General features: G+C 74.4%; 25 protein-coding genes and 2 pseudogenes. 13 read left to right on the forward strand and 14 right to left on the reverse strand.

Features of this window, described 5'->3' with window-relative positions:
* The first annotated feature begins 17 nt into the window (after positions 1-17).
* The gene (locus H6H00_RS17690; RefSeq protein WP_185716864.1) at positions 18-218 is read left to right on the forward strand and encodes a hypothetical protein; all 201 of its coding nucleotides are present in this window, start codon (positions 18-20) and stop codon (positions 216-218) included.
* Positions 219-228: 10 nt separating this feature from the next.
* Here the strand turns inward: H6H00_RS17690 and H6H00_RS17695 are convergent, their stop codons facing one another.
* On the reverse strand, positions 229-852 hold the full coding sequence (locus H6H00_RS17695; protein ID WP_185716865.1) for a DUF3043 domain-containing protein: 624 nt from the start codon (positions 850-852) through the stop codon (positions 229-231).
* Positions 853-885: 33 nt separating this feature from the next.
* Here H6H00_RS17695 and H6H00_RS17700 point away from each other — a divergent pair, with 33 nt between their 5' ends.
* The 4 genes from H6H00_RS17700 (at position 886) to zwf (ending at position 5,041) form a co-directional block, all read left to right on the forward strand.
* Positions 886-1,986, forward strand: a complete 1,101-nt coding sequence (locus H6H00_RS17700) for a glycerate kinase family protein (RefSeq protein WP_185716866.1) — start codon at positions 886-888, stop codon at positions 1,984-1,986.
* A gap of 79 nt (positions 1,987-2,065) precedes the next feature.
* A complete protein-coding gene (locus H6H00_RS17705) occupies positions 2,066-2,440 on the forward strand; it encodes a HesB/IscA family protein (RefSeq protein ID WP_185716867.1) in 375 nt (124 codons plus the stop codon).
* Positions 2,441-2,559: 119 nt separating this feature from the next.
* Entirely contained in the window at positions 2,560-3,486 is a 927-nt protein-coding gene (locus H6H00_RS17710; protein WP_221775978.1) for a carbohydrate kinase family protein, read from the forward strand.
* Positions 3,487-3,538: 52 nt separating this feature from the next.
* The gene (gene zwf / locus H6H00_RS17715; RefSeq protein WP_185716869.1) at positions 3,539-5,041 is read left to right on the forward strand and encodes a glucose-6-phosphate dehydrogenase; all 1,503 of its coding nucleotides are present in this window, start codon (positions 3,539-3,541) and stop codon (positions 5,039-5,041) included.
* Between the two features lie 3 nt (positions 5,042-5,044).
* On the opposite strand, the gene H6H00_RS17720 is transcribed toward zwf, so the two are convergent.
* Positions 5,045-5,587 (reverse strand): dihydrofolate reductase family protein, encoded by a 543-nt coding sequence (locus H6H00_RS17720; RefSeq protein ID WP_185716870.1) that lies wholly within the window; start codon positions 5,585-5,587, stop codon positions 5,045-5,047.
* A gap of 66 nt (positions 5,588-5,653) precedes the next feature.
* A complete protein-coding gene (asnB, locus tag H6H00_RS17725) occupies positions 5,654-7,567 on the reverse strand; it encodes an asparagine synthase (glutamine-hydrolyzing) (RefSeq protein WP_185716871.1) in 1,914 nt (637 codons plus the stop codon).
* Between the two features lie 137 nt (positions 7,568-7,704).
* On the opposite strand from asnB, the gene ctaC reads away from it, so the two are divergent.
* A complete protein-coding gene (gene ctaC, locus H6H00_RS17730) occupies positions 7,705-8,661 on the forward strand; it encodes an aa3-type cytochrome oxidase subunit II (RefSeq protein WP_255425235.1) in 957 nt (318 codons plus the stop codon).
* 9 nt (positions 8,662-8,670) lie between these two features.
* Positions 8,671-9,069, forward strand: a complete 399-nt coding sequence (locus H6H00_RS17735; RefSeq protein ID WP_185716873.1) for a cytochrome c oxidase subunit 4 — start codon at positions 8,671-8,673, stop codon at positions 9,067-9,069.
* Here H6H00_RS17735 and H6H00_RS17740 read toward each other — a convergent pair.
* From H6H00_RS17740 to H6H00_RS17760, 5 genes and pseudogenes are all read right to left on the reverse strand, one after another.
* Positions 9,066-10,181 (reverse strand): GNAT family N-acetyltransferase, encoded by a 1,116-nt coding sequence (locus tag H6H00_RS17740; RefSeq protein ID WP_185716874.1) that lies wholly within the window; start codon positions 10,179-10,181, stop codon positions 9,066-9,068. The genes H6H00_RS17735 and H6H00_RS17740 overlap by 4 nt on opposite strands.
* Before the next feature lie 18 nt (positions 10,182-10,199).
* Positions 10,200-11,357, reverse strand: a complete 1,158-nt coding sequence (locus H6H00_RS17745; protein WP_185716875.1) for an acyl-CoA dehydrogenase family protein — start codon at positions 11,355-11,357, stop codon at positions 10,200-10,202.
* A gap of 48 nt (positions 11,358-11,405) precedes the next feature.
* Positions 11,406-12,571: pseudogene (locus H6H00_RS17750) on the reverse strand (CaiB/BaiF CoA transferase family protein).
* Entirely contained in the window at positions 12,568-13,212 is a 645-nt protein-coding gene (locus H6H00_RS17755) for an O-methyltransferase (RefSeq protein ID WP_185716876.1), read from the reverse strand. The pseudogene H6H00_RS17750 and the gene H6H00_RS17755 overlap by 4 nt, the downstream one beginning before the upstream one ends.
* Before the next feature lie 11 nt (positions 13,213-13,223).
* Entirely contained in the window at positions 13,224-13,703 is a 480-nt protein-coding gene (locus tag H6H00_RS17760) for a hypothetical protein (protein WP_185716877.1), read from the reverse strand.
* Positions 13,704-13,795: 92 nt separating this feature from the next.
* Between H6H00_RS17760 and H6H00_RS17765 the strand changes: the two genes are divergently transcribed.
* Positions 13,796-14,401 (forward strand): DUF1707 SHOCT-like domain-containing protein, encoded by a 606-nt coding sequence (locus H6H00_RS17765; RefSeq protein WP_185716878.1) that lies wholly within the window; start codon positions 13,796-13,798, stop codon positions 14,399-14,401.
* Positions 14,402-14,411: 10 nt separating this feature from the next.
* A complete protein-coding gene (locus H6H00_RS17770; RefSeq protein WP_185716879.1) occupies positions 14,412-15,197 on the forward strand; it encodes an enoyl-CoA hydratase/isomerase family protein in 786 nt (261 codons plus the stop codon).
* An 18-nt stretch (positions 15,198-15,215) separates the two neighbouring features.
* On the opposite strand, the gene H6H00_RS31910 is transcribed toward H6H00_RS17770, so the two are convergent.
* The gene (locus H6H00_RS31910; protein ID WP_221775571.1) at positions 15,216-15,599 is read right to left on the reverse strand and encodes a PASTA domain-containing protein; all 384 of its coding nucleotides are present in this window, start codon (positions 15,597-15,599) and stop codon (positions 15,216-15,218) included.
* A 559-nt stretch (positions 15,600-16,158) separates the two neighbouring features.
* On the opposite strand from H6H00_RS31910, the pseudogene H6H00_RS33010 reads away from it, so the two are divergent.
* Positions 16,159-16,497, forward strand: a pseudogene (locus H6H00_RS33010) (C40 family peptidase); the annotation flags it as partial.
* Positions 16,498-17,452: 955 nt separating this feature from the next.
* On the opposite strand, the gene H6H00_RS17785 reads toward H6H00_RS33010, so the two are convergent.
* The gene (locus H6H00_RS17785) at positions 17,453-19,231 is read right to left on the reverse strand and encodes an NHL domain-containing thioredoxin family protein (RefSeq protein WP_185716880.1); all 1,779 of its coding nucleotides are present in this window, start codon (positions 19,229-19,231) and stop codon (positions 17,453-17,455) included.
* Positions 19,232-19,297: 66 nt separating this feature from the next.
* On the opposite strand from H6H00_RS17785, the gene H6H00_RS17790 reads away from it, so the two are divergent.
* Positions 19,298-20,092: an Fpg/Nei family DNA glycosylase gene (locus tag H6H00_RS17790; RefSeq protein WP_185716881.1), complete on the forward strand. Its 795-nt coding sequence runs from the start codon at positions 19,298-19,300 to the stop codon at positions 20,090-20,092.
* Here the strand turns inward: H6H00_RS17790 and H6H00_RS17795 are convergent.
* Positions 20,089-20,571 carry a cupin domain-containing protein gene (locus H6H00_RS17795; protein ID WP_185716882.1) on the reverse strand — a complete coding sequence of 161 codons (483 nt, stop codon included), beginning with the start codon at positions 20,569-20,571 and terminating at the stop codon, positions 20,089-20,091. The genes H6H00_RS17790 and H6H00_RS17795 overlap by 4 nt on opposite strands.
* A gap of 88 nt (positions 20,572-20,659) precedes the next feature.
* Between H6H00_RS17795 and H6H00_RS17800 the strand changes: the two genes are divergently transcribed.
* Positions 20,660-21,775, forward strand: a complete 1,116-nt coding sequence (locus H6H00_RS17800; RefSeq protein ID WP_221775573.1) for a helix-turn-helix transcriptional regulator — start codon at positions 20,660-20,662, stop codon at positions 21,773-21,775.
* Here the strand turns inward: H6H00_RS17800 and H6H00_RS17805 are convergent.
* On the reverse strand, positions 21,762-22,382 hold the full coding sequence (locus H6H00_RS17805; RefSeq protein WP_185716884.1) for a pyridoxamine 5'-phosphate oxidase family protein: 621 nt from the start codon (positions 22,380-22,382) through the stop codon (positions 21,762-21,764). The two genes, H6H00_RS17800 and H6H00_RS17805, sit on opposite strands and share 14 nt — an antisense overlap.
* Before the next feature lie 46 nt (positions 22,383-22,428).
* Between H6H00_RS17805 and H6H00_RS17810 the strand changes: the two genes are divergently transcribed.
* Complete coding sequence (locus H6H00_RS17810; protein WP_185716885.1) at positions 22,429-22,950, forward strand: TetR/AcrR family transcriptional regulator; 522 nt, start codon at positions 22,429-22,431, stop codon at positions 22,948-22,950.
* Here H6H00_RS17810 and H6H00_RS17815 read toward each other — a convergent pair.
* Together H6H00_RS17815 and pgi are read right to left on the reverse strand one after the other, a co-directional pair.
* Positions 22,940-23,620, reverse strand: coding sequence for a phosphatase PAP2 family protein (locus H6H00_RS17815; protein ID WP_185716886.1), 681 nt, complete (start codon positions 23,618-23,620; stop codon positions 22,940-22,942). The genes H6H00_RS17810 and H6H00_RS17815 overlap by 11 nt on opposite strands.
* The gene (gene pgi, locus H6H00_RS17820) at positions 23,617-25,254 is read right to left on the reverse strand and encodes a glucose-6-phosphate isomerase (protein WP_185716887.1); all 1,638 of its coding nucleotides are present in this window, start codon (positions 25,252-25,254) and stop codon (positions 23,617-23,619) included. The genes H6H00_RS17815 and pgi overlap by 4 nt, the downstream gene beginning before the upstream one ends.
* Between the last annotated feature and the right edge of the window lie 31 nt (positions 25,255-25,285).

Raw genomic sequence — 25,285 nt, forward strand, 5'->3', positions numbered from 1 at the left:
CGGTGCACGATAGGCCCGTGGCATTCCGGTGGAGGTACCTGGACGCGCAGGCGTCACCCGTCGACGGTCCCGACGAGCGGTTCGACGACCAGGCGGAGGCCGAGTCGTGGTTCTCCGACGTCTGGCCCGAGCTGCGGTCCGCCGGCGTCGACGCCGTGGTCCTGCTCGACGGCGACGACGAGGTCTACGGCCCGATGAGCCTGCAGGACGGCACCTGAGCCGGGCCGGTCAGGGGTTCGCGCCCCGCTCGACGCGCGGCTTCGGGATGCGCAGGCGGCGCAGCTGGGAGGCGCGGGTGAAGGCGTACCAGCCCGTGCCGAGGCCGCCGATCTTCGCGTCCGGGAACTTCGCGCGCGCCTTCTTGGTGATCGACGCCCCGAGGAAGATGCCCTCGATGATCATCGTGGTGAGCGCGATGAGGCTGAACAGGCTGAGGTAGGACTGCACCTGCGGGATCGGGATCAGCAGGGAGAGCACCACGACGATCGCCAGCGGCATGAACAGGCCCATGAGGTGCGGCCGGGAGTCGACGAGGTCGCGCACGTAGGCCTTGACCGGCCCGCGGTCGCGCGGCATGAGGAACTTCTCGTCGCCGGCGGCCATCCGCTCGCGGCGCTCGGCGGCCTCCGCGCGCCGGACCGACTTGTCGGGCCGGTTGGCCCGCGCGAGCTTCGCCGCCTCGCGCTGGGTGCGCGGCGGGGGCGGGGCCGGGCCGCGGCGCTTCGTCTCGGCCTCGCGCCGCTTGGGCGTGGGGCGCCCCTTGCCGCCGACGCGGACCGTCTCGGGCCCGGTCGTGGACGCGCCTGCGGTCGGGTCGTCGGAGTCGGCGGGCTTCGAGCGGAGGAACCTCACACCTCCAGACTACGGCCCACTAGGCTCGCCGTCGTGCAGGTGGTGGTGGCTCCCGACTCCTTCGGCGGCACGCTGAGCGCCACCGCGGCCGCGGAGGCCGTCGCGTCCGGGTGGCGCCGCGCCGCGCCGCACGACCGGCTCACCCTGCTCCCGCTCGCCGACGGCGGCACCGGGTTCGTCGACGTCCTGCACACCGCCCGCGGCGGCACCTGGCACGCGCGCACCGTCACCGGCCCGCTCGGCGGGCCCGTCGACGCCCGCTGGCTGGAGCTCGACGGCGTCGCCTACGTCGAGTCGGCCGCGGCGTGCGGGCTGCACCTGGTGACCGACCGGACCCCCGCCACCGCCCGCCGCGCGAGCACCCGCGGCGTCGGGGAGCTGATCGCCGACGCCCGGGACGCCGGGATGGCCGAGGTCGTCGTGGGGCTCGGTGGGTCGGCCACCACCGACGGCGGCGCGGGGATGCTGGCCGCGCTGGGCGCCGTCGCCGTCGACGCGGCGGGGGAGCCGCTGCCCGACGGAGCCCCGGACGGCGCCGTGCGGCTTTCCGCCGCCCCCGACCTGCGCGGCGTGCGGCTCGTCGCGGCCGCCGACGTCGACAACCCGTTGCTCGGCCCGCACGGCGCCGCGGCGGTCTTCGGGCCGCAGAAGGGCGCCGACGACGCCACCGTCGCCGACCTCGACGCCGTGCTGGCCGCGTTCGCCCCCCTCCTGCCGCGCGACGTCCGCGACGAGCCGGGGGCCGGCGCCGCGGGCGGTCTCGGGGCGGCCCTGCTGGCCCTCGGCGCCCGGCGGGTGTCCGGGGCGGGGCTCGTGCGCGACCTGGTCGGCCTCGACGCCGCACTGGACGCCGCCGACCTCGCCGTCACCGGGGAGGGCAGCTTCGACTGGCAGTCGCTGCGCGGCAAGCTCGTCACCACCGTGGCCCGTGGGGCCGCGGACCGGGGGATCCCGTGCCTGGTGCTGGCCGGGCAGGTGTCGGTGGGGCGCCGCGAGGCCGGGGCCGCCGGCGTCGACTCCGCGTACTCCGTGGCCGAGGACGCGGGCGGCGTCGAGGCGTCGCTGGCCGACCCGGCCGGGACGCTGGCCGCGCTGGCGGAACGGGTCGCCCGGCAGTGGAGCCGGGGCCGGTGATCGCCGTCACCGCACGGAAGATCCCGCCGAGTGGGCCTACACTGGAATGCGCACCGCATCGTTCGTTGTTGGGAGAGCCATGACCGTCGAGAACACCGTCACGACCGACACGGCCGTCGAGACCGAGACGCACGGCGTCGAGCTCAGCGACGCCGCCGCGCTCAAGGCCCGCCTCCTGCTCGAACAGGAGGGCCGGGACGACATGCACCTGCGCATCGCCGTCCAGCCCGGGGGTTGCGCGGGCCTGCGCTACCAGCTCTTCTTCGACGACCGTTCCCTCGACGGCGACCTGTTCCGCGACTACAACGGCCTCAAGGTCGGGGTCGACCGGATGAGTGCGCCGTACCTGCAGGGCGCGGTCATCGACTTCGTCGACACCATCGAGAAGCAGGGTTTCACGATCGACAACCCGAACGCGGGCGGATCCTGCGCCTGCGGCGACTCGTTCAACTGAGTCCTGCGCCACCCGGGACCCCGGTTGCCGTGCGCGACCGGGGTCTCGTGCGTCCGGGCGAGGTAGGGTCCCCTCCCGTGCCCATCGCCGTGACCGGATCCATCGCCACCGACCACCTCATGCACTTCCCGGGGCGGTTCGCCGACCAGATGGTCGTCGACCAGCTCGACCGGATGTCGCTGAGCTTCCTGGTCGACGAGCTCGTCATCAAGAAGGGCGGCTCGGCGGGCAACATCGCCTTCGGGCTCGGCGTGCTCGGCCAGTCGCCGCTGCTCGTCGGGGCGGTCGGGGCCGACTTCGCGGAGTACCGCACCTGGCTCGAGGACCACGGCGTCGACTGCTCGGCGATCCTGGTCTGCGACGACGTGCACACCGCGCGCTTCGTCTGCACCACCGACGACGACATGCGCCAGATCGGGTCGTTCTACACCGGTGCGATGGCCCGCTCCGGCCAGATCCACCTCGCCGACTTCGCCGACCGCGCCGACCTCGTCCTGATCGGGGCGAGCGACCCGGGCGCGATGGTGCAGCTCACCGGCGAGTGCCGCGAGGCGGGCGTGCCGTTCGCCGCCGACGTCTCCCAGCAGGTCGCCCGGATGGACGGCGACGGCATCCGGCAGCTCGTCGAGGGCGCCCGTTACCTGATGACCAACGACTACGAGTGGGAGCTGCTCCAGCAGAAGACCGGCTGGACCGAGTCCCAGGTCGCCGAGCGCGTCGACATCCGGATCACCACGCTCGGCGAGCACGGCGTGCAGATCTCCGGCCGCGAGGTCGGTGAGCTGAAGGTGGGCGTCGTGCCCGAGACCGGCAAGGTCGACCCCACCGGCGTCGGCGACGCGTTCCGCGCCGGCTTCCTCGCCGCCACCGCGGGCGGGCTGTCGCTGGAGCGCGCGGCCCAGCTCGGCTCGCTGATCGCCGTGCAGGTGCTCGAGCACGACGGCGGCCAGGAGTGGCCGTGGGACCGCGCGCACGGCCTGGAGCGCCTGCGCGACGCCTACGGCCCCGACGCCGCCGCCGACATCGACGCGGTGCTGCCCCGATAACCGTCTCGGCGGCGTAACCGCAGGGGCGCCGACGGCTGGCAGGATGCGCCGCATGTCGGATCACCGTCCCCAGACGATCGCCTACCCCGCGACCGGCGCGCGGCCCTACGGGCCCGGGTCGGAGCTGATCGCGCCCCACGTCGTCGTGCTGTTCGGCGCGACGGGGGACCTCGCGCGCCGCAAGCTGCTGCCCGGCCTCACGCACCTCGCGGCGTCGGCGCTCGCCCCGTCGATCCGGGTGGTCGGGTCGTCGCTGGAGGAGATGAGCGACGACGCGTTCCGCGCGTTCGCCCGTGAGGCCGTCTTCGAGTTCGGCACCCACAAGCCCACCCCGGAGCAATGGGACGCCTTCGCGGCCAACCTGCGCTACGTGTCGGTGACGGCGGGCCCCGAGGCGCTGGCCGAGGCCGTCGCGGGGGCGGAGTCCGAGCTCGACGAGGGCTCGCTGCGCCTGCACTACCTGTCCGTGCCGCCGAGGGCGGCGCTGGACGTCATCACGATGCTCGACCAGGCGAAGCTGGTGGAGCGCTCGCGCGTGGTGATGGAGAAGCCGTTCGGCACCGACCTGGCCAGCGCGGTCCGGCTCAACGACGAGGTGCACGAGACGTTCGCCGAGGCCCAGATCTTCCGCATCGACCACTTCCTGGGCAAGGAGGCGGCGCAGAACATCCTCGCGCTGCGCTTCGCCAACGGGCTGTTCGAGCCGATCTGGAACCGCAACTTCATCGACCACGTCCAGATCGACGTCCCCGAGACCCTCGGTCTCGACGAGCGCGCCAACTTCTACGAGTCGACGGGCGCCTACAAGGACATGGTGGTCACCCACCTGTTCCAGGTGCTGGCGTTCGTCGCGATGGAGCCGCCCACCGCCCTGGAACCGCGGCCGATCAGCGAGGAGAAGAACAAGGTCTTCCGCTCGCTGCTGCCGATCCAGCCCCGTGACGTCGTGCGCGGGCAGTTCACCGGCTACCGCGAGCTGCCCGGCGTCGCCCGGGACTCCGACACCGAGACCTTCATCGCGCTGCGCGCCCAGCTCGACAACTGGCGCTGGGCGGGCGTGCCGTTCTACCTGCGCACCGGCAAGAGGATGGCGCAGGGCCAGCGGATCATCTCGATCGCGTTCAAGGAGGCGCCGCGGACGATGTTCCCGCCGAACTCCGGGGTGGGTGCCGCCGGGCCCGACCACCTGACGTTCGACCTGGCCGACGAGTCGAAGGTCTCGCTGTCCTACTACGGCAAGCGGCCCGGGCCCGGGATGAAGCTCGACAAGCTCTCCATGCAGTTCTCCTCCCAGGAGGGGGAGCACTCCGGCGACACGCTGGAGGCCTACGAGCGCCTGATCCTCGACGCCATGCGCGGCGACCACACGCTGTTCACCACCGCGGACGGCATCGAGAGCCTCTGGGAGCGCTCGCAGCCGATGCTCGACGACCCGCCGCCGGTCAAGCCGTACGGGGAGGGCAGCTGGGGGCCGAACGCGATCCACCAGCTGATCACCCCGCACGCCTGGCGGCTGCCGTTCGAGCGCGTGTGGCGGGAGAAGCTCAGGTCCTGAGCCTCAGCGGGTGGCGGGCGTGTGCACGACGTGCACGGTGCCGTTCTTCAGCGGGGTGACCGACGCGACCGGCAGCGGGAACGGCTCGGCGTCCGCGGGGAACAGCCTGCGGCGCCCGCCGCCGACCACCACGGGGTGCACGATCAGGTGCAGCTCGTCGAGCAGGCCCTCGGCGATCAGCGAGTGGATCAGCGTGACGCTGCCGCTCATCCCCAGGTCGGGCCCGTCGCCCGCCTTGACCTCGCGCAGCCGGTCGGCCCAGTCGGCGCCGAGCACCGTCGCGTTGCCCCACTCCGCCGACTCCAGCGTGGTGGACACGACGAACTTCGGCGGGGCGGCCATCTGGTCGGCGAACTCCTCGCCCGCGAGCGGCGCGAAGTGCTCCGCGAAGCCGGCGTAGGTGACCCGGCCGAGCAGCATCCGCGGCTGCATGAGCTCGCCGACGACGGCGCCGACCTCGTCGTCGAAGTAGGGGAAGTGCCAGTCCTGCGGGTCGGAGACGACGCCGTCGACCGAGGTGAAGAGTCCGGCGATGATCCTGCTCATGGTGTCCTCCGTGCTGCTGCGTGGATGTCGCAGTGCAGACGACGCGGCCCGGCCGGACTCATCGGTCTAGAGCCGGACCGGGTGCACCGGCGCGGCGATCGCGGGCCGGATCCGCTCCTCCACGAAGATCCCGTGCCAGATCAGGAACACCAGCAGCGTCCAGATGCGGCGGCTGTGGTCGATCGGGCCGGCGCGGTGGGCGTCGAGCATGCGGCGCACGGCGGGCAGGTCGACGAGGTGGTCGGCCTGCGAGTCGCGGACGATCTCGCACGCCCACTCGTACATCTCCTCGCGCAGCCAGTGCCGGATCGGCACCGGGAACCCGAGCTTGCGGCGGTGCAGCACGTGCGGCGGCACGATCCCGTCGAGGGCGCGGCGCAGCGCGTACTTCGTGGTGCCGCCGCCGAGCTTCTCCGCGCGCGGCAGCCGGCGCGCCACCCCGAACACCTCGGGGTCGAGGAACGGCACCCGCAGCTCCAGCGAGTTGGCCATCGTCATCTTGTCGGCCTTGACGAGGATGTCGCCGCGCAGCCAGGTGAACAGGTCGACGTGCTGCATCCGCGCGACGGCGTCCCAGTGCCGTGACGCGAGGTAGTGGCCCTCGGTGATGTCGGTGTGCGAGCGGCGGGGGTCGTAGCGGCGCAGCACGCCCGCGAGCTGGTCGTCGCGGAAGATGCGCGCGTTGCCGTAGTAGCGCTCCTCCAGCGGGATCGCGCCGCGGCGCAGCAGGTCCTTGCCGCGCATGCCCTCCGGCAGCCGGACCGAGGTGCGGCCCAGCAGGCGCCGCAGCGCGCCGGGCACCCGCTCGAACGCGGCCAGGGAGACGGGCTCGTGGTAGATCGTGTAGCCGCCGAACAGCTCGTCGGCGCCCTCCCCGGACAGCACGACCTTGACGTGCTCGCGGGCCTCCCGGGCGATGAACCACAGCGGCACCAGCGCGGGGTCGGCGACGGGGTCGTCGAGGTACCAGACGATGGCCGGCAGGGCGTCCATCATCTCCTCGGCCGCGACGGTGCGGACGACGTGCCGCACGCCGATCGACGCCGCCGTCTCCGCCGCGACGTCGACCTCGGAGTAGCCGGGCCGCTCGAAGCCCGCCGTGAACGTGATGAGGTCGGGGTTGTGCTCCTTGGCCAGCACGGCGATGGCGGTGGAGTCGATGCCGCCGGAGAGGAACGCGCCGACCGTGACGTCGGCCCGCATGTGCGCGGCCACCGAGCCGCGCAGGGCCTCGGCGATGCGCGCGTGCAGGGCGGGCCCGGTGGGGCCGTCGCCGGTGAGGACGGGGGTGAAGTAGCGCTCGTGCTCCACCTCCCCGCCGGGGCGGACCGTGACGTGCGTCCCCGACTCCACCCGGCGCACCGAGCGGTGCAGGGTGGCGGGCTCGGGCACGTACTGCAGCGTCAGGTAGTGCTGCAGCGCGGCCGGGTCGATGTCGGCGGCGACGGGGACCTCGAGGCCGAGCGTCGGGGCCAGCTCCAGCAGGCTCTTCTTCTCGCTGGCGAACGCGACGCCGGCCGGGCCGGAGGCGACGAACAGCGGCTTGATGCCGAACGGGTCGCGCGCCCCGAACAGCACCCGCTCCTGGCTGTCCCAGATGAGGAACGCGAACATGCCGCGCAGCCGGCGCACGGCGTCGGGGCCCCAGTGGTGGTACGCGGCCACGACGGCCTCGGTGTCGCCGTCGGTGGCGAACCGCGCCCCGTGCTGGGCCGCGAGCTCCGCCCGCAGCTCGAGGTAGTTGTAGACCTCGCCGTTGAAGACGATCGTGTACCGGCCGTCCGCGTACTGCAGCGGCTGGTGCGAGTGGTCGATGTCGATGATCGCGAGCCGGTTGAAGCCGAAGGCGACGTCGGCGTCGTGCCAGGTGCCGCTCTCGTCGGGGCCGCGGTGCCGGGCACACGCCATGGCATCGCCCACCGCGCTCACCCGGTCGGGGGCATCGGCACCGGAGGTCAGGAGTCCGAGCAGTCCGCACACAACGCGTCAGTATGCCCACGCCCGGTCGCGCCGCTGCGGCGACGCACCCGACAGGCGCGCGGGGACTTTGCTCGGCTAGTCTCTACGCGCGGTCGAAAGACGATGGAGCACCGAGCAAAAAGGGGAGGCGGCGAGCAGTGGGCCGAGCACACCACGGAGCGCACCCGGGCCGGGCGCGGGCGGTCAAGCTCGCCGTCCTGGCTGCGCTGATCGTGCCGCTGACCACCGGATGTTCGGTGCAGGACGTGATCCGCTTCGGGTGGCCGGGCGGCGTCACGCCGCAGGCCGAGGCCATGCGCGAGCTGTGGACCTGGTCGGCCATCGCGGCACTCGTGGTCGGGGCCGTCACCTGGGGCGCGATGTTCTGGGCGGTGGCGTTCCACCGCAAGAAGAAGGACGACGACGACACCCCGCCGCGCCAGACGCAGTACAACCTGCCCGTCGAGATCGCGTTCACCGTGATCCCGACGATCATCGTGGCGGTGCTGTTCGGCTTCACCGTCAGCGTGCAGAACTACGTCGACACCGACAACCCGAACCCGGACCTCGCGGTCGACATCCGCGGGTTCCAGTGGAACTGGGAGTTCACCTACCCCGACGCGCAGGGCCCCGACGGCGAGCCCGTCAGCACCCTGGGCGACAGCGCGACGATCCCGCTGCTGGTGCTGCCGACCGAGTCGAGCATCCAGTTCACGCAGGCCTCGAGCGACGTCATCCACAGCTTCTTCGTGCCGGAGTTCCTCTTCAAGCGCGACGTCTTCCCGCTGCCGGAGAAGAACAACCAGGACAACGTCTGGCAGATCGACCAGATCGACCGCCAGGGCACCTTCGTCGGCCGCTGCGCCGAGCTGTGCGGGACGTACCACTCGCAGATGAACTTCGAGGTCCGCGCCCTGCCGCTGGACCTGTTCAACCGCTGGCTCGACCTGCGCGGCCAGGTCAACCCGGCCACCGGCGCGGGCTACACCGCGGGTGAGGCGCTGGCCGAGCTCGGCTGCGGCGTCGACTGCGAGCCCGCCGCCACGAAGACCGTTCCGTACAACACCGATCGAGCCGCGCGCGAGCCGTCCGGCACGATCGCCGCCGGGAACTGAGGTCCGGACATGAAGGTCGAGTCGCGACTCTTCGAGATCGTCACCGTCACCGTCTTCATCCTGGGCATCGTGTACGCGGTGCTGGCGCAGGAGCCGGTCGGCGTCGCCGGGCTGTTCCTCACCGGCGGTCTGACGCTGATCATCGGCACCTACTTCCGGTTCGTCTCGCGGCGGCTGGAGGAGCGTCCGGAGGACAACCCCGAGGCCGAGGTGTCCGACGGCGCCGGTGACGTCGGCTTCTTCTCCCCGGGCAGCTACTGGCCCATCACGGTCGCCGCGTGCGCCGCGCTGGTCGGGATCTCGCTGGCGTTCTTCTACATCTGGGCGCTGGTCATCGCCGGTGTCATGCTGCTGATGGCCGTCGGCGGGCTGGTCTTCGAGTACCACATCCGGCCCGAGGCCCACTAGCCGTCGGTCGCCAGCCGGTCGTACCAGGCGACGTCGGTGATCGTGCCGTCGCCGAGCACGCGGTCCCCGCGGTGCCGGCCGACCAGCACGAAGCCGGCCCGCTCCGCGACGTGCCGGCCGGCGTCGTCGGTCCAGGCGACCCCGAGCCGCAGCCGGCGCCGGCCCAGCCCGCCGTCGGCGACGGGCCGGAAGGCGTGCTCGACGGCGAGCCGGACGGCCGCGGAGACCACTCCGCGGCCGCGGGCCGCGGGATGCGCCCGGTAGCCGACCTCCCCGCCGGCGGGGTCCGGGCCCGCGGACATGGCGAGGATCCCCACGTCGGCGAGCAGGCGGTCGTCGACCCCGTCGGTGACGGCCCAGGTGACGCCGGTGCCGAGCGACTCGGCGAGCCGCGCGTCCCGCACGAACGCCCGCGCCTGCGCCTCGGTGCCGGCGCGGGGGAGCGTGGTGGGGTACCGGCGGCTGCGGGGGTCCGAGCAGGCCTCGACGATGCGCGGCACGTCGGCGTCGGTGTGGGCGCGCAGCCGCACCCCGGCCCCCTCCAGCACCGGCACCGGCCACCAGGTGGTGCGCGGGTGCGGGTCGTCGCCGGGGCGCAGGGAGGCGAACCAGCCGTCGCGCAGGCCCCCGCGGTGCGGGACGGACAGCGGCCGCTCGCCGTGGAAGGTGAACCCGCACGCGTGGGCGACCCGCCACGACGCGAGGTGCCCCGCGTGGGCCCACCAGTGCACGACCGGCAGCCCCTGCCCGAACGCCCACGCGGTGCCCAGGCGCACCGCGCGGGTCATCGTGCCGCGCCCGCGGGCCCAGGGGGCGAGCACGTAGCCGATCTCCGGGACGTGCTCCCCGCCGTGGCGGACGTCCAGGTTCCCGGCGAACCGGCCGCCCGCCTCGATCGCCCACCGGTACGCCGTGCCGTCGCGCCAGGTCGCGGCGACGGAGGCGATCCGCTGCTCGGCGTCGGCGCGGCCGTAGTGCTCCGGGATCGTCGTCCAGCGCGTCGACTCGCTGTCGGTGGCCGTCGCGACCATGTCGTCGACGTCGGCGAGCCGCGGCGCCCGCAGCACGACGACGCCGTCGGTCAGGACGGGTGCATCGGCCGTGGCGGCCATGATCGCGGTCGGGGCGGGTCAGGCGCGGGCGGCCTTGCCCAGCGCCTGCCGGGCGATGATCACCTGCTGGATCTGGCTGGTGCCCTCGTAGATCCGGAACAGCCGCGCGTCGCGGTAGAAGCGCTCGACCGGGACCCCGCGGATGTACCCGGCGCCGCCGTGCACCTGCACCGCACGGTCGGCCACCCGCCCGACCATCTCCGAGCAGAAGTACTTCGCCGCCGACGGCCCCTGCACCCGGTCGGTGCCGGCGTCGTAGGCGCGGGCGACGTCGAGGATCAGCGCGCGGCCCGCGTAGTGGTCGGTGACGGAGTCGGCGATCAGCCCCTGGATCAGCTGGAACGACGCGATCGGCTTGCCGCCCTGCTCGCGGGTCTTCGCGAACTCCACCGACTCGTGCACCAGGCGCCCCGCCATCCCGACGCACAGCGCCGCGATGTGCGCGCGGCCGTGGGCGAGGCACTTCGCGGCGGTCTGGAACCCGACGTCGAGCCCGTCCTCCCCGCCGACGAGCGCCTCGGCGGGGACCCGGACGTCGTCGAGGTGCACGTCGGAGGTCCAGGTGCCCATCTGGCCCATCTTGTGGTCGCGCGGGCCGCAGGTCAGGCCGGGGGTGCCGGCGGGGACGAGGAACGTGGAGATCCCGCGGTTGCCGACGGCGTCGGGGTTGGTCCGGGCGAACACCATGATGACGTCGGCGACGATCGCGTTGGTGATGTAGCGCTTGGAGCCGTTGAGCACCCAGTCGGAGCCGTCGCGGCGCGCGGTGGTGGCGAGCGTCGACGGGTCGGAGCCGGCGTCGGCCTCGGTGAGCCCGAACGACGCCGTGACCTCGCCGGAGGCCAGCCGCGGCAGCCACGACGCCTTCTGCTCCTCCGTGCCGCCCTGGATCAGCACCTGCCCGGCGATGCCGTTGTTGGTGCCGAACGCCGAGCGCAGCGCGGGGGTGGTCCAGCCCAGCTCGAACGCGAGCTGCACCTCCTCGTGCATGGTCAGGCCGAGCCCGCCGTAGGACTCCGGGATCGCGAACCCGTAGAGGCCCATGTCCTTGCAGGCGGCGATGACCGACCCGGGGATCTCGTCCTCGGCGTCGATCTGCTCCTCGATCGGCACCACCTCGTTGCGCACGAAGGTGCGCACGGCGGCGAGCACATCGGCCAGGTCACCAGCGTCCATGGCGGCAACCTACCCGCCGGTACCGCCGCCCGCCCTCGGACGACGCCGTCAGACGACGCCGTCGGCGCGCAGTGCGGCGATGTCGGCGTCGGTGACGCCGAGCTCGCGCAGCACCGCGTCGGTGTGCTCGCCCAGGGCCGGCACGGGGTCGAGGCGCCCGCCGAGCGGGGGCAGCAGGGCCGGGACCGGCCCGCCGGGGGTGTCGACCTCGCCCCAGCGGCCGCGCGCGGCGAGGTGCGGGTGGGCCAGGACGTCGGAGGTCGTGTTGTAGCGGGAGTTGCCGATGCCCGCGGCGTCGGCGGCGGACTGGATCGCGGCCAGGTCGGTGCGGGCGCACCAGGCGGCGACGAGGGCGTCGAGCTCCGCGCGGTGCTCGACGCGGCGCCCTGCGGTGGCGTACCGCGGGTCCTCGGCGAGGTCCGGGCGGCCGAGGAGGTCGCGGGCGAGGCGGCGCCACTCGGCGTCGTTGGTGGTGCCCAGGACGACGGTGTGGCCGTCGGCGGTCCCGAACGCCCGTACGGGACGACGGCGGGGGAGCCCATCCCGCGCGGCTGCTGCTCGACGCCGGTGTGGCGGGTGTAGGTCAGCGAGTAGCCCATCAGCTCGGTCATGACGTCGAGCATCGCGACGTGCTCGGAGCCGCCGGGCCCGCCCGTCCGACGCCGGAACAGGCCGCCCAGCACGGCGATGGCGGCGTAGAGGCCGCTGGAGGTGTCGGCGACCGGGGGCCCGGCCTTGGCGGGCGCACCCTCGGTCCCGGTCGTCGAGCACGCCCCGGACTCGGCCTGCACCAGCAGGTCGTAGGCGCGTTTGTCCGACAGCGGGCCGCCCGGCCCGTACCCGGAGATCTCCACGGCGACCAGGTGCGGGTGCCGCCGCGCGAGCTGGTCGGGCCCGACGCCGAGCCGGTCGGTCGCCCCGGGGGCGAGGTTGGAGACCAGCGCGTCGGCGCGGTCGAGCAGGCGGTGCAGCAGGTCGAGGCCGCGGGGGTCCTTGAGGTCGAGGGTGACCGACTCCTTGCCCCGGTTGACCCAGACGAAGTGCGCGGCCGACCCGCGGGCGACGTCGTCGTAGTGGCGGGCGAAGTCGCCGCCGCGCGGGTTCTCGACCTTGACCACCCGGGCACCGAGGTCGCCGAGCGTCCGGCTGGCCAGCGGCGCGGACACCGCCTGCTCCAGCGCGACGACGGTGACACCGGTCAGCGGCCCGGTCACCGGACCACGGCCAGTGCGAACCCGTCGTGGCCCTTGCTGCCCACGGTCTGGATCACGGTGGCGTCGACGCGCTCCTCGGCGGCGAGCGCCCGCGCGAACCGCCGGGTGCCGACGACCGCGGCGTCGGTGCTCGCCTCCTCGACGACCCGCCCGCCGCGCACCACGTTGTCGACGACGATCACCCCGCCGGGCCGCGAGAGCCGCAGCGCGTGCGCGAAGTACTCGGCGTTGGAGGCCTTGTCGGCGTCGACGAACGCCAGGTCGAACGGGCCGGTGAGCCCGGCGAGCGTGTCGACGGCCGGCCCGACCCGGACGTCGACGGTGTCGGCGAGCCCGGCGCGCGCGATGTTGGCCGCGGCCACCCGCGCGTGGTGCGGGTCGATCTCGCAGGTCACGACGCTGCCCTCCGGCTGCACCGCGCGGGCCAGCCAGATCGTGGAGTAGCCGCCGAGCGTGCCGACCTCCAGGATCCGCCGCGCCCCGATCGCGCGGGCCAGCAGGTGCAGCATCTTGCCCTGGGCGGGCGACACGTCGATCGCCGGCAGCCCGGCCTCGGCGTTGGCCTCCAGCGCCGCGTCGAGGGCGGGGTCCTCGTCGAGCAGCAGCCCGGTGTAGTAGTCGTCCACGTCGCGCCAGGTCACGGTCCGCGACCCTACGCGGCCTTCTCCCCGGTCGGGGTGACCGCGAACCAGATGCCGTCGGCGCCGTTCCGACCGGCGTCGGTGAGGCCGCCGGTGTCGTCGACATGGTGGTAGAGCGGCCAGCCGGCGAGCGTCAGCTGGTCGTCGCCGTCGGGCCGGGCCAGGCGCCCGACCAGCTCCTCGTCGACGCCGAGCAGCTCCGGCTCGGCCCCGTCGGCGACGGTCAGCGGGACCCAGGTCCGGGTGCACTCGCCGGTGCAGGTCGACGTCGGCGGGTCCGCGGAGTCGGCGTCGGAGCGGTAGAGGAGGTGGCCGTCGGTGTCGGTGGCGACGACGCCGAGCGGGCCGCTCTGCACGGCGTAGAGGCCGACGCCCCCGGCGTGACCGGAGTGGCCCGCGGGGGGCGCGGCGGGGGCGGGCGCGGCACCGCAGGCCGTCAGCGCGAGCAGCCCGGCTGCCGCGAGGACACGGGACAGGTGTGGGGGGAGCACGACCGGCATCCTGCCCCCGGCCCCGCCCCGCGGGCCCCGGGGTGCCGCGCTTGCTCCGAACGGACGAGGGCGGGACTGGGTACCCTGCTGGGGTGGCCGCACCCCAGGAACCGGAGGACCTCCGGGCATCGGACCAGGACCGCCACCGCGTCGCCGAGCACCTGCACGCGGCCGCCGCCGAGGGCCGGATCACCCTCGACGAGCTGGGCGAACGCCTCGAGGTCCTCTACGCCGCGCGCACCTACGGCGAGCTGGTGCCGCTGACCCGCGACCTGCCGGTCGAGGTCGTCGGGCGGCCGGTGGAGCGGGCGGCGCCCGCCGGCAGCGCGGGCCCGGCCGTCTCGGTCGCGATCATGAGCGGCTGCGAGCGCAAGGGTGAGTGGGTCGTCCCCGCGCGGCACACCGCGGTCGCGCTGATGGGCGGCGTGGAGCTGGACCTGCGGCACGCCCGGTTCGCCGGGGACGACATCACGATCACGGCGGTCGCGATCATGGGCGGCATCGACATCACGGTGCCCGACCACCTGGACGTCGAGGTCGACGGGTTCGGGCTGATGGGCGGGTTCGCCGGGCACGCCATCGGGGCCCGGTCGGGCGGGCCCCGCGTGCGGATCGTCGGCCTCGCGCTGATGGGCGGCGTGGACGTCAAGCGGGCGAAGCCGGAGATCGACGGCGGCGGCAAGGAGCTGACCACCTAGGGTCGGGTGCGTGGACTACGACCGCTTCCCCGCCCTGCGAGTCGAGCGGCCCGAGGAGTCGATCCTGGAGATCGTGCTCGACGGCCCCAACCTCAACGCCGTCGGCGCCGACGCGCACGCGCAGCTCGCCGACATCTGGCCCGCGATCGACCGCGACGAGTCCGTCCGCGTCGTGGTGATCCGCGGGGCCGGCCGCGGCTTCTCCGCGGGAGGGTCGTTCGACCTGATCGAGTCGATGGTCGACGACCCGGCGGTCCGCACCCGCGTCATGCGTGAGGCCCGCGACCTCGTCTACAACGTGATCAACTGCTCGAAGCCGATCGTGTCGGCGATCCACGGCCCCGCCGTCGGGGCCGGGCTGGCGGTCGCGATGCTCGCCGACATCTCCGTCGCCGGGCGCACCGCGAAGATCGTCGACGGGCACACGCGGCTCGGCGTCGCGGCCGGCGACCACGCCGTCATCAACTGGCCGCTGCTGTGCGGCATGGCCAAGGCCAAGTACTACCTGCTCACCTGCGACGTCCTCACCGGCGAGGAGGCGGAGCGGATCGGCCTGGTCTCCGTCTGCGTCGACGACGACCAGGTGCACGACAAGGCGATGGAGGTGGCCCGGAAGCTCGCCGCCGGGTCCCCGAGCGCGGTGCAGTTCACCAAGCAGGCGCTGAACAACTGGTACCGGGCCGCAGGCCCGTCCTTCGACGCGTCGCTGGCCCTGGAGTTCTACGGCTTCGGGCTCGACGACGTGCGCGAGGGCGTGGCGGCCCACCGGGAGAAGCGGGCGCCCCGGTTCGGCTGAGCCGCAGGCACCTGAGGCTCAGCAGGCCTCCTCCAGCTTCACCGCCGCGAAGTCGATCCTCGAGTCGGCGGTGATCGTCTCGCCGGGCGCGATGTTCTGGGCGCAGACGGTCCAGTTGGCGTCGAGCACCTGGTTGCGCCCGGCGCCGGTGGCGTCGGTGGACGTGGTGACCGCGATGCCGAAGTCGGTGAGGGACTGGACGGCGTTCTGGGCGTCCTGCAGGTTCGCGCCGACGAGATCGGGCATGACCCAGGCCGTGGCGGCGGGCGCCGACTCGACCGGAGCGGCGGTGACGGCCGGGGCCGCGGAGGGGGGCGGCGCGGCCGGGGCGGGTGCGGGGGAGCCGCAGGCGGCCGCGGCGGCCAAGAGCAGGGCGAGGACGGGGAGCGATCGGGGAGTCACGCACCGTCTCCGTCGGCCGGGCCGGCCCCGTTACACCGCCATGATCGCCAGGAGTGGTCGACGGGTGCCGTCCGTGACACCCCTGCACCACTTCCGGTGATCATGGCGGTGGGGTTCGCCCCGGCCCGCGTCGTGGACGGCGGCGCCGTGCTCGTCTCCGCGCTGCCGCGGCCCTCTCCCGCTGCGCCGGCGCGAGGGTCTCGGGCCGCACCGTCCGGCGACGACCACCGCCGGGTCGAGGCCGCTGTCACCTGGTCGGGTACCCGAGTCGTCACCGTCCGTGTGATGTGGCGGGTGGGGGTCTCGGAGGAGGCTCTGCGGTGTGTCGATCCCGCCCGCATCCCGTGACCGTCGGTACCGCGGGCGGCACCGCCGCCGGCAGGCTCCGCCGCTCCCGCTGGTGCGTGCGGCGCTCGGGGCGCTCGTGCTGGCCGCGATCGTCGCCGGGCTGCCGGCGGCCGTGCCGCCCGGGATCGTGCCGGGGGCGGTGCCGCTGGTCGTGGCCCCGGCCGCGGACCGGGTGGAGGAGATCGCCGCCGTGGCGGTCGACGCGGCGCTCGCCCAGCTCGGGCTGCCCTACGAGTGGGGCGGCGACGGCCCGGCCGCGGGCGACACCGGCTTCGACTGCTCCGGCCTCACCCACCACGCCTACGCCGTCGCCGGCATCGGGCTGCCCCGCACGGCCCACACCCAGTACTACGCGGGCCCCGGAGTGCCGCCCGACGCGCCGCTGCAGCCCGGTGACCTGGTGTTCTACGGCGTCCCCGAGCGCGTCTACCACGTGGGGCTCTACCTGGGCGACGGGACGATGGTCAACGCGCCGTCGAAGGGGCGGCCGGTGCAGGTCGCCCGCTACCGCTACCCCGGCGACGAGTACCTGGGCGCCACCCGCCCCGCCGCGCTCGGCGACCCCGCGCTGATCCCGCCGCGGCCCGCTCCGGCACCGGCGCCGATCCCGGTGCCCGAGGTGTTCGAGGCGCCCCGAGCCGCACTGCCCGACGGGCTGCGCGACCGGCTGCCTGCCGGGGATCCCGGACCGGTCCTCGCGGCGCTCGACTCCGCACCCGGGGCGGAGGTCCCGGCCCCGTCCGTCGGCGGCGGGACCCCGGCCGGGGCCCTCCTCGACGACCCGGCCGCCCGGCCGGCGGATGCCGTCGCGACGCTGCTCGGGGAGGTCACCGCGGTGGCCGCGCCGGTCGCGGGCGTCCCCACCTCGTCGACGGGCCGCGTCCGCGCCGGCGTCGATCCGGCCCTGCCCGTCGATCCGGTCGCGCCCGGCGCCGTCGCACCCGTCGACCCGACCCTGCCCGTCGACCCGGCCGCATCCGTCGGTCCAGCGGCACCCGGGGGTCCGGCCGCGGCCGCCGGTCCTGCTGCCGATCCGGCGGCACCCGTCGCCCCGGCCGCGGCCGCCCGCCCCGCAACGGCACCCGGCGGTCCGGCCGCGGCCGCCGGCCCGGCCGCACCCGGCGGCCCGCCGCCACCCGCCGCCGCACCCCGCACCGAGCCCGACACCGTCGTCGCCACCCGCGACCACCGCGTCGAGCTGGGGCCGGTCGCCCCCGGCCCGGACGGCCTCCCGTCGGGGGTCGGCCGGGTGGGGACCCTGCTGCGGGTGCCCGCGGAGCTGGTGGCCGCGCTGGAGGTCGGCGACACCGTCGAGGTCACGGCGGACGGCGTCACCGAGGACCGCCTCGTCGTGGAGATCGGGACGGGGGTCGACGCGGACGAGGTCGCGGGTTCCGGCGCCCCGACGACCCTGCTCGCCCCGTCGGAGGACGGCTGGACCCTGGTCCGCCTCGCCTGAGCGCACTCCGGAGCCGTAGTGCTGCCGGGAGGCCCCGGATCCGGCACTACGGCTCCGGAGTGCCGGGGTGCGCGGTGCTGCGGAGGGGGAGGGTGAGCGTCGTCGGCGCCCCGTCCACCAGGCGCAGGGGGATGCCCCAGTCCTGCTGGTAGCGGTGGCAGGCGGCGAACACGCCGTCGCCGTCGTCGCAGGCCGCGGCGGCCACGCTGACCTGCAGGACCCCCTCGCCGTCGGCGGCCAGCACCAGCTCGCGGGTCAGCCCGGGCGAGGTGCCGCCGCCGGAGACGAGCAGGTCCGGCGGGGAGGCGGCGACCGTCAGCGAGGTCGGGTCGCCGAAGCGGGCGTCGAGGTGCTGGCCGGTGGGCGGGACGAAGTCGACGTGCAGCGTCAGTGCGCCGGGGGACAGGTCGGTCCGGGCCCGCCGGACGCGGTGCGCACCGGCGTCGACGCGGGTGCTCGCCGGGATCGGCACCCGCACCAGCCGGTGCGCGGCGGACTCGACGACCACGAGCGCGTCGCCGTCGACCAGGACGTCGGACGGTTCGCGCAGGTCACGGGCCAGCGTGGAGACGGTGCGGGTCGCGGGGTCGTAGCGGCGCAGGGCGCCGTTGTAGGTGTCGGCGATCGCGATCGACCCGTCGGGCAGCACCGCCACCCCGAGCGGGTGCTGCAGCAGCGCCTGGTCGGCGTCGCCGTCGCGGTGGCCGAAGTCGAACAGCCCGAGTCCGACGGCCGTGCTCACCTCCGCACCGACCGAGGGGGAGGCGACGAGGGACCGCAGCGCCGAGGTCTCGGAGTCGGCGATCCACAGCGTGCCGTCGGGCGAGACCGCGAGCCCGGACGGCTGGGCGAAGAAGGCGTCCGACGGCGGGCCGTCGCGCAGGCCCTCGTTCGTCGTCCCGGCGAGGACGCGCGCGACCCCGGTCGCGGGGTCGACGGTCCAGAGCTGGTGCGGCCCCGCCATCGCGACGACGACCCGCCCGTCCCACCACGCGAGGTCCCACGGCGTCGACAGCTCCCCGGAGGTGTCCCCGACCTCGACCCGCGTGCGCAGCTGCGACCCGGTGCCGGCGACGGTGGACACGGTCCCGTCGGCCAGGTCGACGCGGCGGACCGCGTGGTTCACCGAGTCGGCGACGAGCACGTCGCCGTCGGGGAGCAGGAGCAGCCCCTGCGGCTCGGAGAACGGCGCGCCCCGCTCCCCGGACCCGATCCGCCGCCGCTCGGTGACGAGGTCGGGCTCGAGCTCGACGAGCTGGTGGTGGGCGGTGTCGGAGACGAGGAACGACCCTCCCGGCAGCGCGATCACCTTGCCCGGGAACCGCAGCGCGGTCTCCGGCTCGGGCGGCGCGACGTAGGGTCCGTCGCCGCGGCGCAGCACGTCGGCGTGGGTCGCCACCAGCTCGTCGAGCAGCACCCCGAGGCCGTGCGCGTGCCCCTCCCCGGCCATCTGCGCGACGACGTACCCCGCCGGGTCGATCACGACGAGCGTCGGCCAGGCGCGGGCGGCGTAGGCGTCCCACATGCCCAGCTCGGGGTCGTCGAGCACCGGGTGCGTGACGCCGTAGCGCTCCACCGCGGCCTCGACGGCGTCCGGGTCGGCCTCGTGCACGAACTTCGGCGAGTGCACCCCGACGACCACGAGCACGTCGGCGAAGCGCTCCTCCAGCTCGCGCAGCTCGTCGAGGACGTGCAGGCAGTTGACGCAGCAGAACGTCCAGAAGTCGAGCAGGACGATCTTGCCGCGCAGGTCGGCCAGGGTGACGTCGGCGCCGCCGGTGTTCAGCCAGCGCCGCCCGCGCAGCTCGGGCGCGCGTACCCGCATGCGATCCACACGGGCCCCAACCCGCCTCGCCGCGCGACTGTTCCCGCCGCGCGCCAGGATGGGGCCGTGCCCGAACTGCCCGAGGTCGAGCTGGCCCGCACGGTCCTGCGCGACGCCCTGCACCGCGAGATCGCCTCGATCGACGACAACGACGACTGGGTCTGCCGCCCGCACCCGCCCGGCCAGATCGCCGCCGCGCTGGTCGGCGGGGAGCTCACCGCGGCGCACCGGCGGGGCAAGACGATGTGGTGCGAGACGTCGGTGCGCGGTGACGCGGGCCCCGAGCTGGGCATCCACCTGGGGATGGGCGGGCAGATCGTCGTCGACGGGAAGGTCGGGCCGACCGGCCCCGAGCACCGCAACCCGGGCGCCCGCAAGCCCGAGTGGGACCGCTTCACCGTGAACTTCGCCGACGGCGGCTCGCTGCGGCTGTTCGACAAGCGCCGCCTGGGCCGCGTCCGCCTCGACCCGGACCACGAGGCGCTGGGCCCCGACGCCGAGGTGATCACCCGCGACGAGTTCCGCACGCGGGTCGGGCGCGGGCACTCCGCGGTCAAGGCGCGACTGCTCGACCAGACCGTCCTCGCCGGCGTCGGCAACCTGCTCGCCGACGAGACGCTGTGGCAGGCGTCGATCTCCCCGGCGACGCCCGCCGACGAGCTGCGCCCGAAGGACCTCGACCGCCTCTACGACAGCCTGGAGTCGTCGTTGAAGGCGGCCATCGCGCACGGCGGCGTGCACACCGGTGAGGTCGTCCCGTACCGCAACGCCGACGCCGCGTGCCCGCGCTGCGGCTCGCACATGCTGCACGGCACCGTCGGCGGCCGCTCCACGTGGTGGTGCGCGAAGGAGCAGCGCTAGAACGTCAGCCCGTGCCGCTCCAGCACCGGGCCGGTGGCCGGGAAGTCCAGGTCGCAGCCGTATCGGGCGGCCATCTCCGCCAGCTCCTCCGGGGAGGGCGCCGCGGTGAGCGTCGCGAACGACCGGAACAGCTCCTCGAACCCGGCGGGTGAGATCAGCTCCAGCACGGTCGCCGGCTCGTCGCCGGCGTTCCAGAACGTGTGCCACTGGCCGCGGGGCTTGAACAGCAGGTCACCGGGTTCGGCGACCAGCTCCTCGCCGTCGAGCACCGCGCCGATCCGGCCGGTCAGCACGTAGGTGTACTCGTCCTCGTCGCGGTGGCGGTGCATCGGTGCCGCGAGTGCGCGGGGCTCGAACAGGTGCTGGACCAGCGCGAACCGGCCGTCGGTGTCCTTGCCGTCGATCATGAAACGGTCCCGCACACCACCGAGGGCGGAGAGGTCCCCGTCGTGCGGTCCGAGAACGCGAGCTGCTGTCATGGCGCCGACGCTAGGACGGCAGGCGCGGCGGTCCCATACCGGAAAGGTGGTATCCCGCGGGCGGCCCGTCCGGCGTAGGTTCCCGGGCGTGCCCGACCTGGAGCGCGCCGCCGACCGCATCGCGCGGATCACGGCTGCGCCGCACGACCTGGTGACGTTGTGGCGGGAGACCACCGACGTCCTCACCGCCGCCGTGCCGTTCTACCGGACGCCCTGCTGGTACACCCTCGATCCCGCGTCGCTGCTCATGACCAGCCACTTCCACGACGGCATGCCCGAGTTCCCGGCGGAGTGGCTGCACGCGGAGTACCTCTCCGACGACGTGCACCACCTCGTCGACGTCACCCGCTCGCCGGCCGGCATCTCCACGCTGCACGAGGTGACCGGAGGCGACCCCAGTGCAAGCCCCCGCTGGCGGGCGAACATGGAGATGGGCGGCGACCAGGAGCTGATCCTCGGGCTGCGGACCCGCACCGGTGAGGTCTGGGGGGCGCTGGGGCTCTACCGCGAACCCGGCGAGCCGCTGTTCGACGGGCGGGAGAAGCAGTTCCTGACGGCGGTGGCGCCGCGCCTCGCGGAGGGGGCGCGTCGTGCGTTGCTCGTCGGGGAGGCGGCCGACCCGGAGGGGCCGGAGTCACCCGGCCTGGTGATCCTCGACGAGCGGTTCGACGTGCACTCGGCCACGCCGGGCGTCGACCGGTGGCTCGCCGAGCTCCCCGACGGCGACGCCGACGCCGGGCGCCTGCCCACCGCGCTGCTGACGGTGGCCGCGCGGGCGGCGAGCGGGGACGGTGGGGTCGCCGTGGCGCGGGTGCGCTCCCGCGGCGGGACGTGGATGGTGCTGCACGGCGCTCCGCTGGTCTCGACGGGCGAACGGCGGGTCGCGGTGATCATCGAGCCGGCCCATCCGGCGCGGATCCTGCCGCTGCTCATGGCGGCCTACGGCCTCACCGAGCGGGAGCGCGACGTCACCCGGGCGGTCCTGCAGGGCGGGTCGACCGCGCAGATCGCCGACGAGCTGGTGCTCTCCACGCACACCGTGCAGCAGCACCTGAAGTCGGTGTTCGACAAGACCGGGGTCCGCAGTCGCCGCGACCTCGTGGCGACGGTGTTCTTCACCCACTACGAGCCGCGGTTCCGCGACAACGAGGACCGCGTCGTGCGCCACCGGCCGGTGCGGGGCGGGCCGGTCAGGCGCCCCTGAGCCGCGCGTTCTCGGCCTCCAGCTCGGCGATCCGCTCCCGCATCGGCGCCAGCGCGTCGGCCAGCTCCGCCTCCGACCAGCGCGGGGTGATGTGCTGCGGGCAGTTCTGCTGCACGCCCTCCACGTGGATGAGCACGACCCGCTCCGGCCGCCCGTCGGCGGCGACGTCGGACAGGCGCTCGGTGAGGGCCGGGTCGGCGTCGAGCGCGACGAGCTCGGCGCGGCCGAGCAGCTTGAGCCGCCGCTGGTGGGCGTGGTCCATGGCGAACACGGCGACGCGGTCGTCGTGGCGCAGGTTGCCGGTGGAGACGTACTGCCGGTTGCCGCGGACGTCGACGAAGCCGAGCGTGTGCTCGTCGAGGACGTGCAGGAAGCCGGGCGGGCCGCCGCGGTGCTGGACGTAGGGCCAGCCGGTGGACCCGACCGTCGCCAGGTAGACGCCGTCGCGCTCGGCGAGGAACGCGGCCTCGGCGGGCCCGAGGGCGTCGGGCCCGGCCGTGTCGGATCCATCAGGGGGGAGCATCCGGGCCATCGCCGCGGCGCTGCCCTGCTCGGCCTGCACCTCGCGGACCGGATCGGTGAACGTCAGCTGGGCGTATCGGCTCATGGCGCAGACGGTACCGATCGGTTCCGTTCTGCGCTAGGGTCGGTCCGTGCCCACCGCCGCCCGTGACCGACTGATCGCCGCCGCCGAGCGCCTCTTCTACGCCGAGGGCGTCCGGGCGGTGGGGGTGGAGCGGCTGCTCGCCGAGTCCGGGGTCGGGCGGGCGTCGTTCTACCGGCACTTCCCCGGCAAGGACGACCTGGTCGTCACGGTGCTGGGGGAGCGGCTGGCGCGCTGGCGCGCCGACCTCGCGGCCGCCGTCGACGCACGCGGCGGCGGGGTGCCCGCGGTGTTCGAGGCCCTCGCCGAGCAGCTCGCGGAGCCCGGCTTCCGCGGCTGTGCCGCGATCAACGCGATGGTCGAGGCGGCCGACCGCGACAGCGCGGCGCACCGCGTCGCGGCCGACCACAAGGCGCAGCTGGCCGCCTACCTGGGCGGGCTGGCCGGGGACGCGGAGCTCGGCGAGCAGCTGCTGATCCTGGTCGACGGCGCGATCGTCACGGCGCTGCGCGACCCCACCGGCGACCCCGCGCGGCGGGCGGCGGCGATCGCGGCGCTCCTCATGCGGTGACCGCGGCGCGGCGGCGCCACCAGCTCCACGTCGCCGCACACCCGGCCAGCCAGGCCGCGCCGAGCAGCCAGCCGATGAGCACGTCGCTGAACCAGTGCACGCCCAGGTAGATCCGCGTCGCCCCGACCGCGCCGACCCACAGCCCGGCCGCGACGACCATCGCCACCCGCGCCGCGGTGCCCCGCCCGGCCCAGAACAGCACGACCAGCGACCCGATCACGACCATCGACATCGTCGCGTGCCCGGACGGCAGCGACTCGTTGGTCTCCCGCACCACCTGCGTGAGCGCCGGGGGCCGCGGCCGGTCGACGAGGATCTTGATCCCGCGGAACAGCAGCACCGCCCCCGCCATCGTCGCGACGACGAACACCGCGTCGGCCCGCCGCCCGCGGGCCCAGCACCAGATCCCGGTCAGGGTGGCGAGCACGCCCATCGCGAACGTGTTGCCGATCGTCGTGACCGCGACGGCGACGTCGGTGAGCCCGCCCGTCCGCGACTCGACGGCCTCGCCGAGGAAGCGGGCGTCGAGCCGGCCCGCGCCGGCGGTGTCGAGCGCCGCCCACATCGCCGCGCCCGCCGCGAGGAGCAGCAGTACCGCGAGCAGGACGGCGCGCCCGGGCCGCGTCGGGTTCGGTTCGTGAGGGCCGTCCAGGCCCGCGGGATGGCTCACCGCCCGCGCCACTCCCGGTAGCGCCCGACGAGGGCGGCGGTGGAGGAGTCGAGCCCGGAGAGGTCGGGCGACGGCTCGGTCAGCGTCGGGCCGAGCTGCTTGGCCATGACCTTCCCCAGCTCCACGCCCCACTGGTCGAAGGAGTCGATGCCCCAGACCGTGCCCTCGACGAACGTCACGTGCTCGTAGAACGCGATGAGCTGCCCGAGCACCGACGGCGTGAGCTTGCGCGCCAGGATCGTGGAGCTGGGCCGGTTGCCGGGCATCACCTTGTGCGGCACCAGCTCGGCCGGGGTGCCCTCCGCGGCGATCTCCTCGGCGGTCTTGCCGAACGCGAGCGCCGAGGACTGGGCGAACAGGTTGGCCATGAACAGGTCGTGCATGTCGGTGTCGTCGTCGACGGGGAGGACGTGGTTCGGCTCGGCGAACCCGATGAAGTCGGCCGGGACGAGCCGCGTCCCCTGGTGGATGAGCTGGTAGAACGCGTGCTGGCCGTTGGTGCCCGGCTCGCCCCAGAAGATCTCGCCGGTGGCCGTCGTGACCGGGGTGCCGTCGCCGCGGACGGACTTGCCGTTGCTCTCCATCGTCAGCTGCTGCAGGTAGGCGGGGAGCCGGTGCAGGTACTGGCTGTAGGGGAGCACCGCGTGGGTCTCGGTGCCGAAGAAGTTGACGTACCAGACGTTGAGCAGCCCGGCGATGACCGGCAGGTTCTGCTCGAGCGGGGCGTCGCGGAAGTGCCGGTCCATCGCGTGCATCCCGGCCAGGAACTCGGCGAACTGCTCCTTCCCGATCGCGATCATCAGCGACAGCCCGATCGCGGAGTCGAGCGAGTAGCGCCCGCCCACCCAGTCCCAGAAGCCGAACATGTTGGCCTCGTCGATGCCGAAGGCCGTCGCCTCCTTCGCGTTCGTCGAGACGGCGACGAAGTGCTTCGCGACGTCCGCGTCGTCGCCGAGCCCGGCGAGCAGCCAGGCCCGGGCGACGCGCGCGTTGGTCAGCGTCTCCAGCGTCGTGAACGTCTTGGAGGACACGACGAACAGCGTGCTGGCGGGGTCGAGGTCGCGGGTGGCCTCGGCGACGTCGGTGGGGTCGATGTTGGACACGAACCGCAGCTCGATGTCGCGCTGCGCGTACGCCTTGAGAGCCTCGTACGCCATCACCGGGCCGAGGTCCGAGCCCCCGATGCCGATGTTGACGACGGCGCGGATCCGCTCGCCGGTGTGGCCGACCCACTCGCCGGAGCGGACCGAGTCGGTGAACTCGCCCATCCGGTCGAGGACGGCGTGCACGTCGTCGATGACGTCCTGGCCGTCGACGGCGAGCGCGGTGGCCCGGGGCGCGCGCAGCGCGGTGTGCAGGACCGCGCGGTCCTCGCTGGTGTTGATGTGCTCGCCCGCGAACATCGCGTCGGTGCGCTCGGGGAGGCAGGCGGCCCGCGCCAGCGCCGTCAGCAGCGGCAGCGTGTCGCGGGTGACGCGGTTCTTGGACCAGTCGAGGACGAGGTCGGCGCCGGTCGTGGTGAGCGCGGCGGCCCGCTCCGGATCGGCGTCGAACAGCTCGCGCAGGTGCAGGCCGGCGACGGCGGCGTGGTGCTCGGTGAGGGCGGCCCACTCGGGGGTAGCGGCGATGTCCACGTCGCCATCCTGCCGTCAACCGGGCCGTCTC

The organism is Pseudonocardia petroleophila, assembly GCF_014235185.1.
GTDB lineage: Bacteria > Actinomycetota > Actinomycetes > Mycobacteriales > Pseudonocardiaceae > Pseudonocardia > Pseudonocardia petroleophila.

Excerpts from the sequence above, each read along its gene's own strand:
- H6H00_RS17805 (WP_185716884.1), bottom strand. The coding sequence starts at position 22,382 with ATGAGCCGATACGCCCAGCTGACGTTCACCGATCCGGTCCGCGAGGTG.
- H6H00_RS17720 (WP_185716870.1), bottom strand. The coding sequence starts at position 5,587 with ATGAGCAGGATCATCGCCGGACTCTTCACCTCGGTCGACGGCGTCGTC.
- H6H00_RS17735 (WP_185716873.1), top strand. The coding sequence starts at position 8,671 with ATGAAGGTCGAGTCGCGACTCTTCGAGATCGTCACCGTCACCGTCTTC.
- H6H00_RS17745 (WP_185716875.1), bottom strand. The coding sequence starts at position 11,357 with ATGGACGCTGGTGACCTGGCCGATGTGCTCGCCGCCGTGCGCACCTTC.
- H6H00_RS17705 (WP_185716867.1), top strand. The coding sequence starts at position 2,066 with ATGACCGTCGAGAACACCGTCACGACCGACACGGCCGTCGAGACCGAG.
- H6H00_RS17785 (WP_185716880.1), bottom strand. The coding sequence starts at position 19,231 with ATGCGGGTACGCGCGCCCGAGCTGCGCGGGCGGCGCTGGCTGAACACC.
- H6H00_RS17710 (WP_221775978.1), top strand. The coding sequence starts at position 2,560 with ATGCACTTCCCGGGGCGGTTCGCCGACCAGATGGTCGTCGACCAGCTC.
- H6H00_RS17795 (WP_185716882.1), bottom strand. The coding sequence starts at position 20,571 with ATGACAGCAGCTCGCGTTCTCGGACCGCACGACGGGGACCTCTCCGCC.
- H6H00_RS17740 (WP_185716874.1), bottom strand. The coding sequence starts at position 10,181 with ATGGCCGCCACGGCCGATGCACCCGTCCTGACCGACGGCGTCGTCGTG.
- zwf (WP_185716869.1), top strand. The coding sequence starts at position 3,539 with ATGTCGGATCACCGTCCCCAGACGATCGCCTACCCCGCGACCGGCGCG.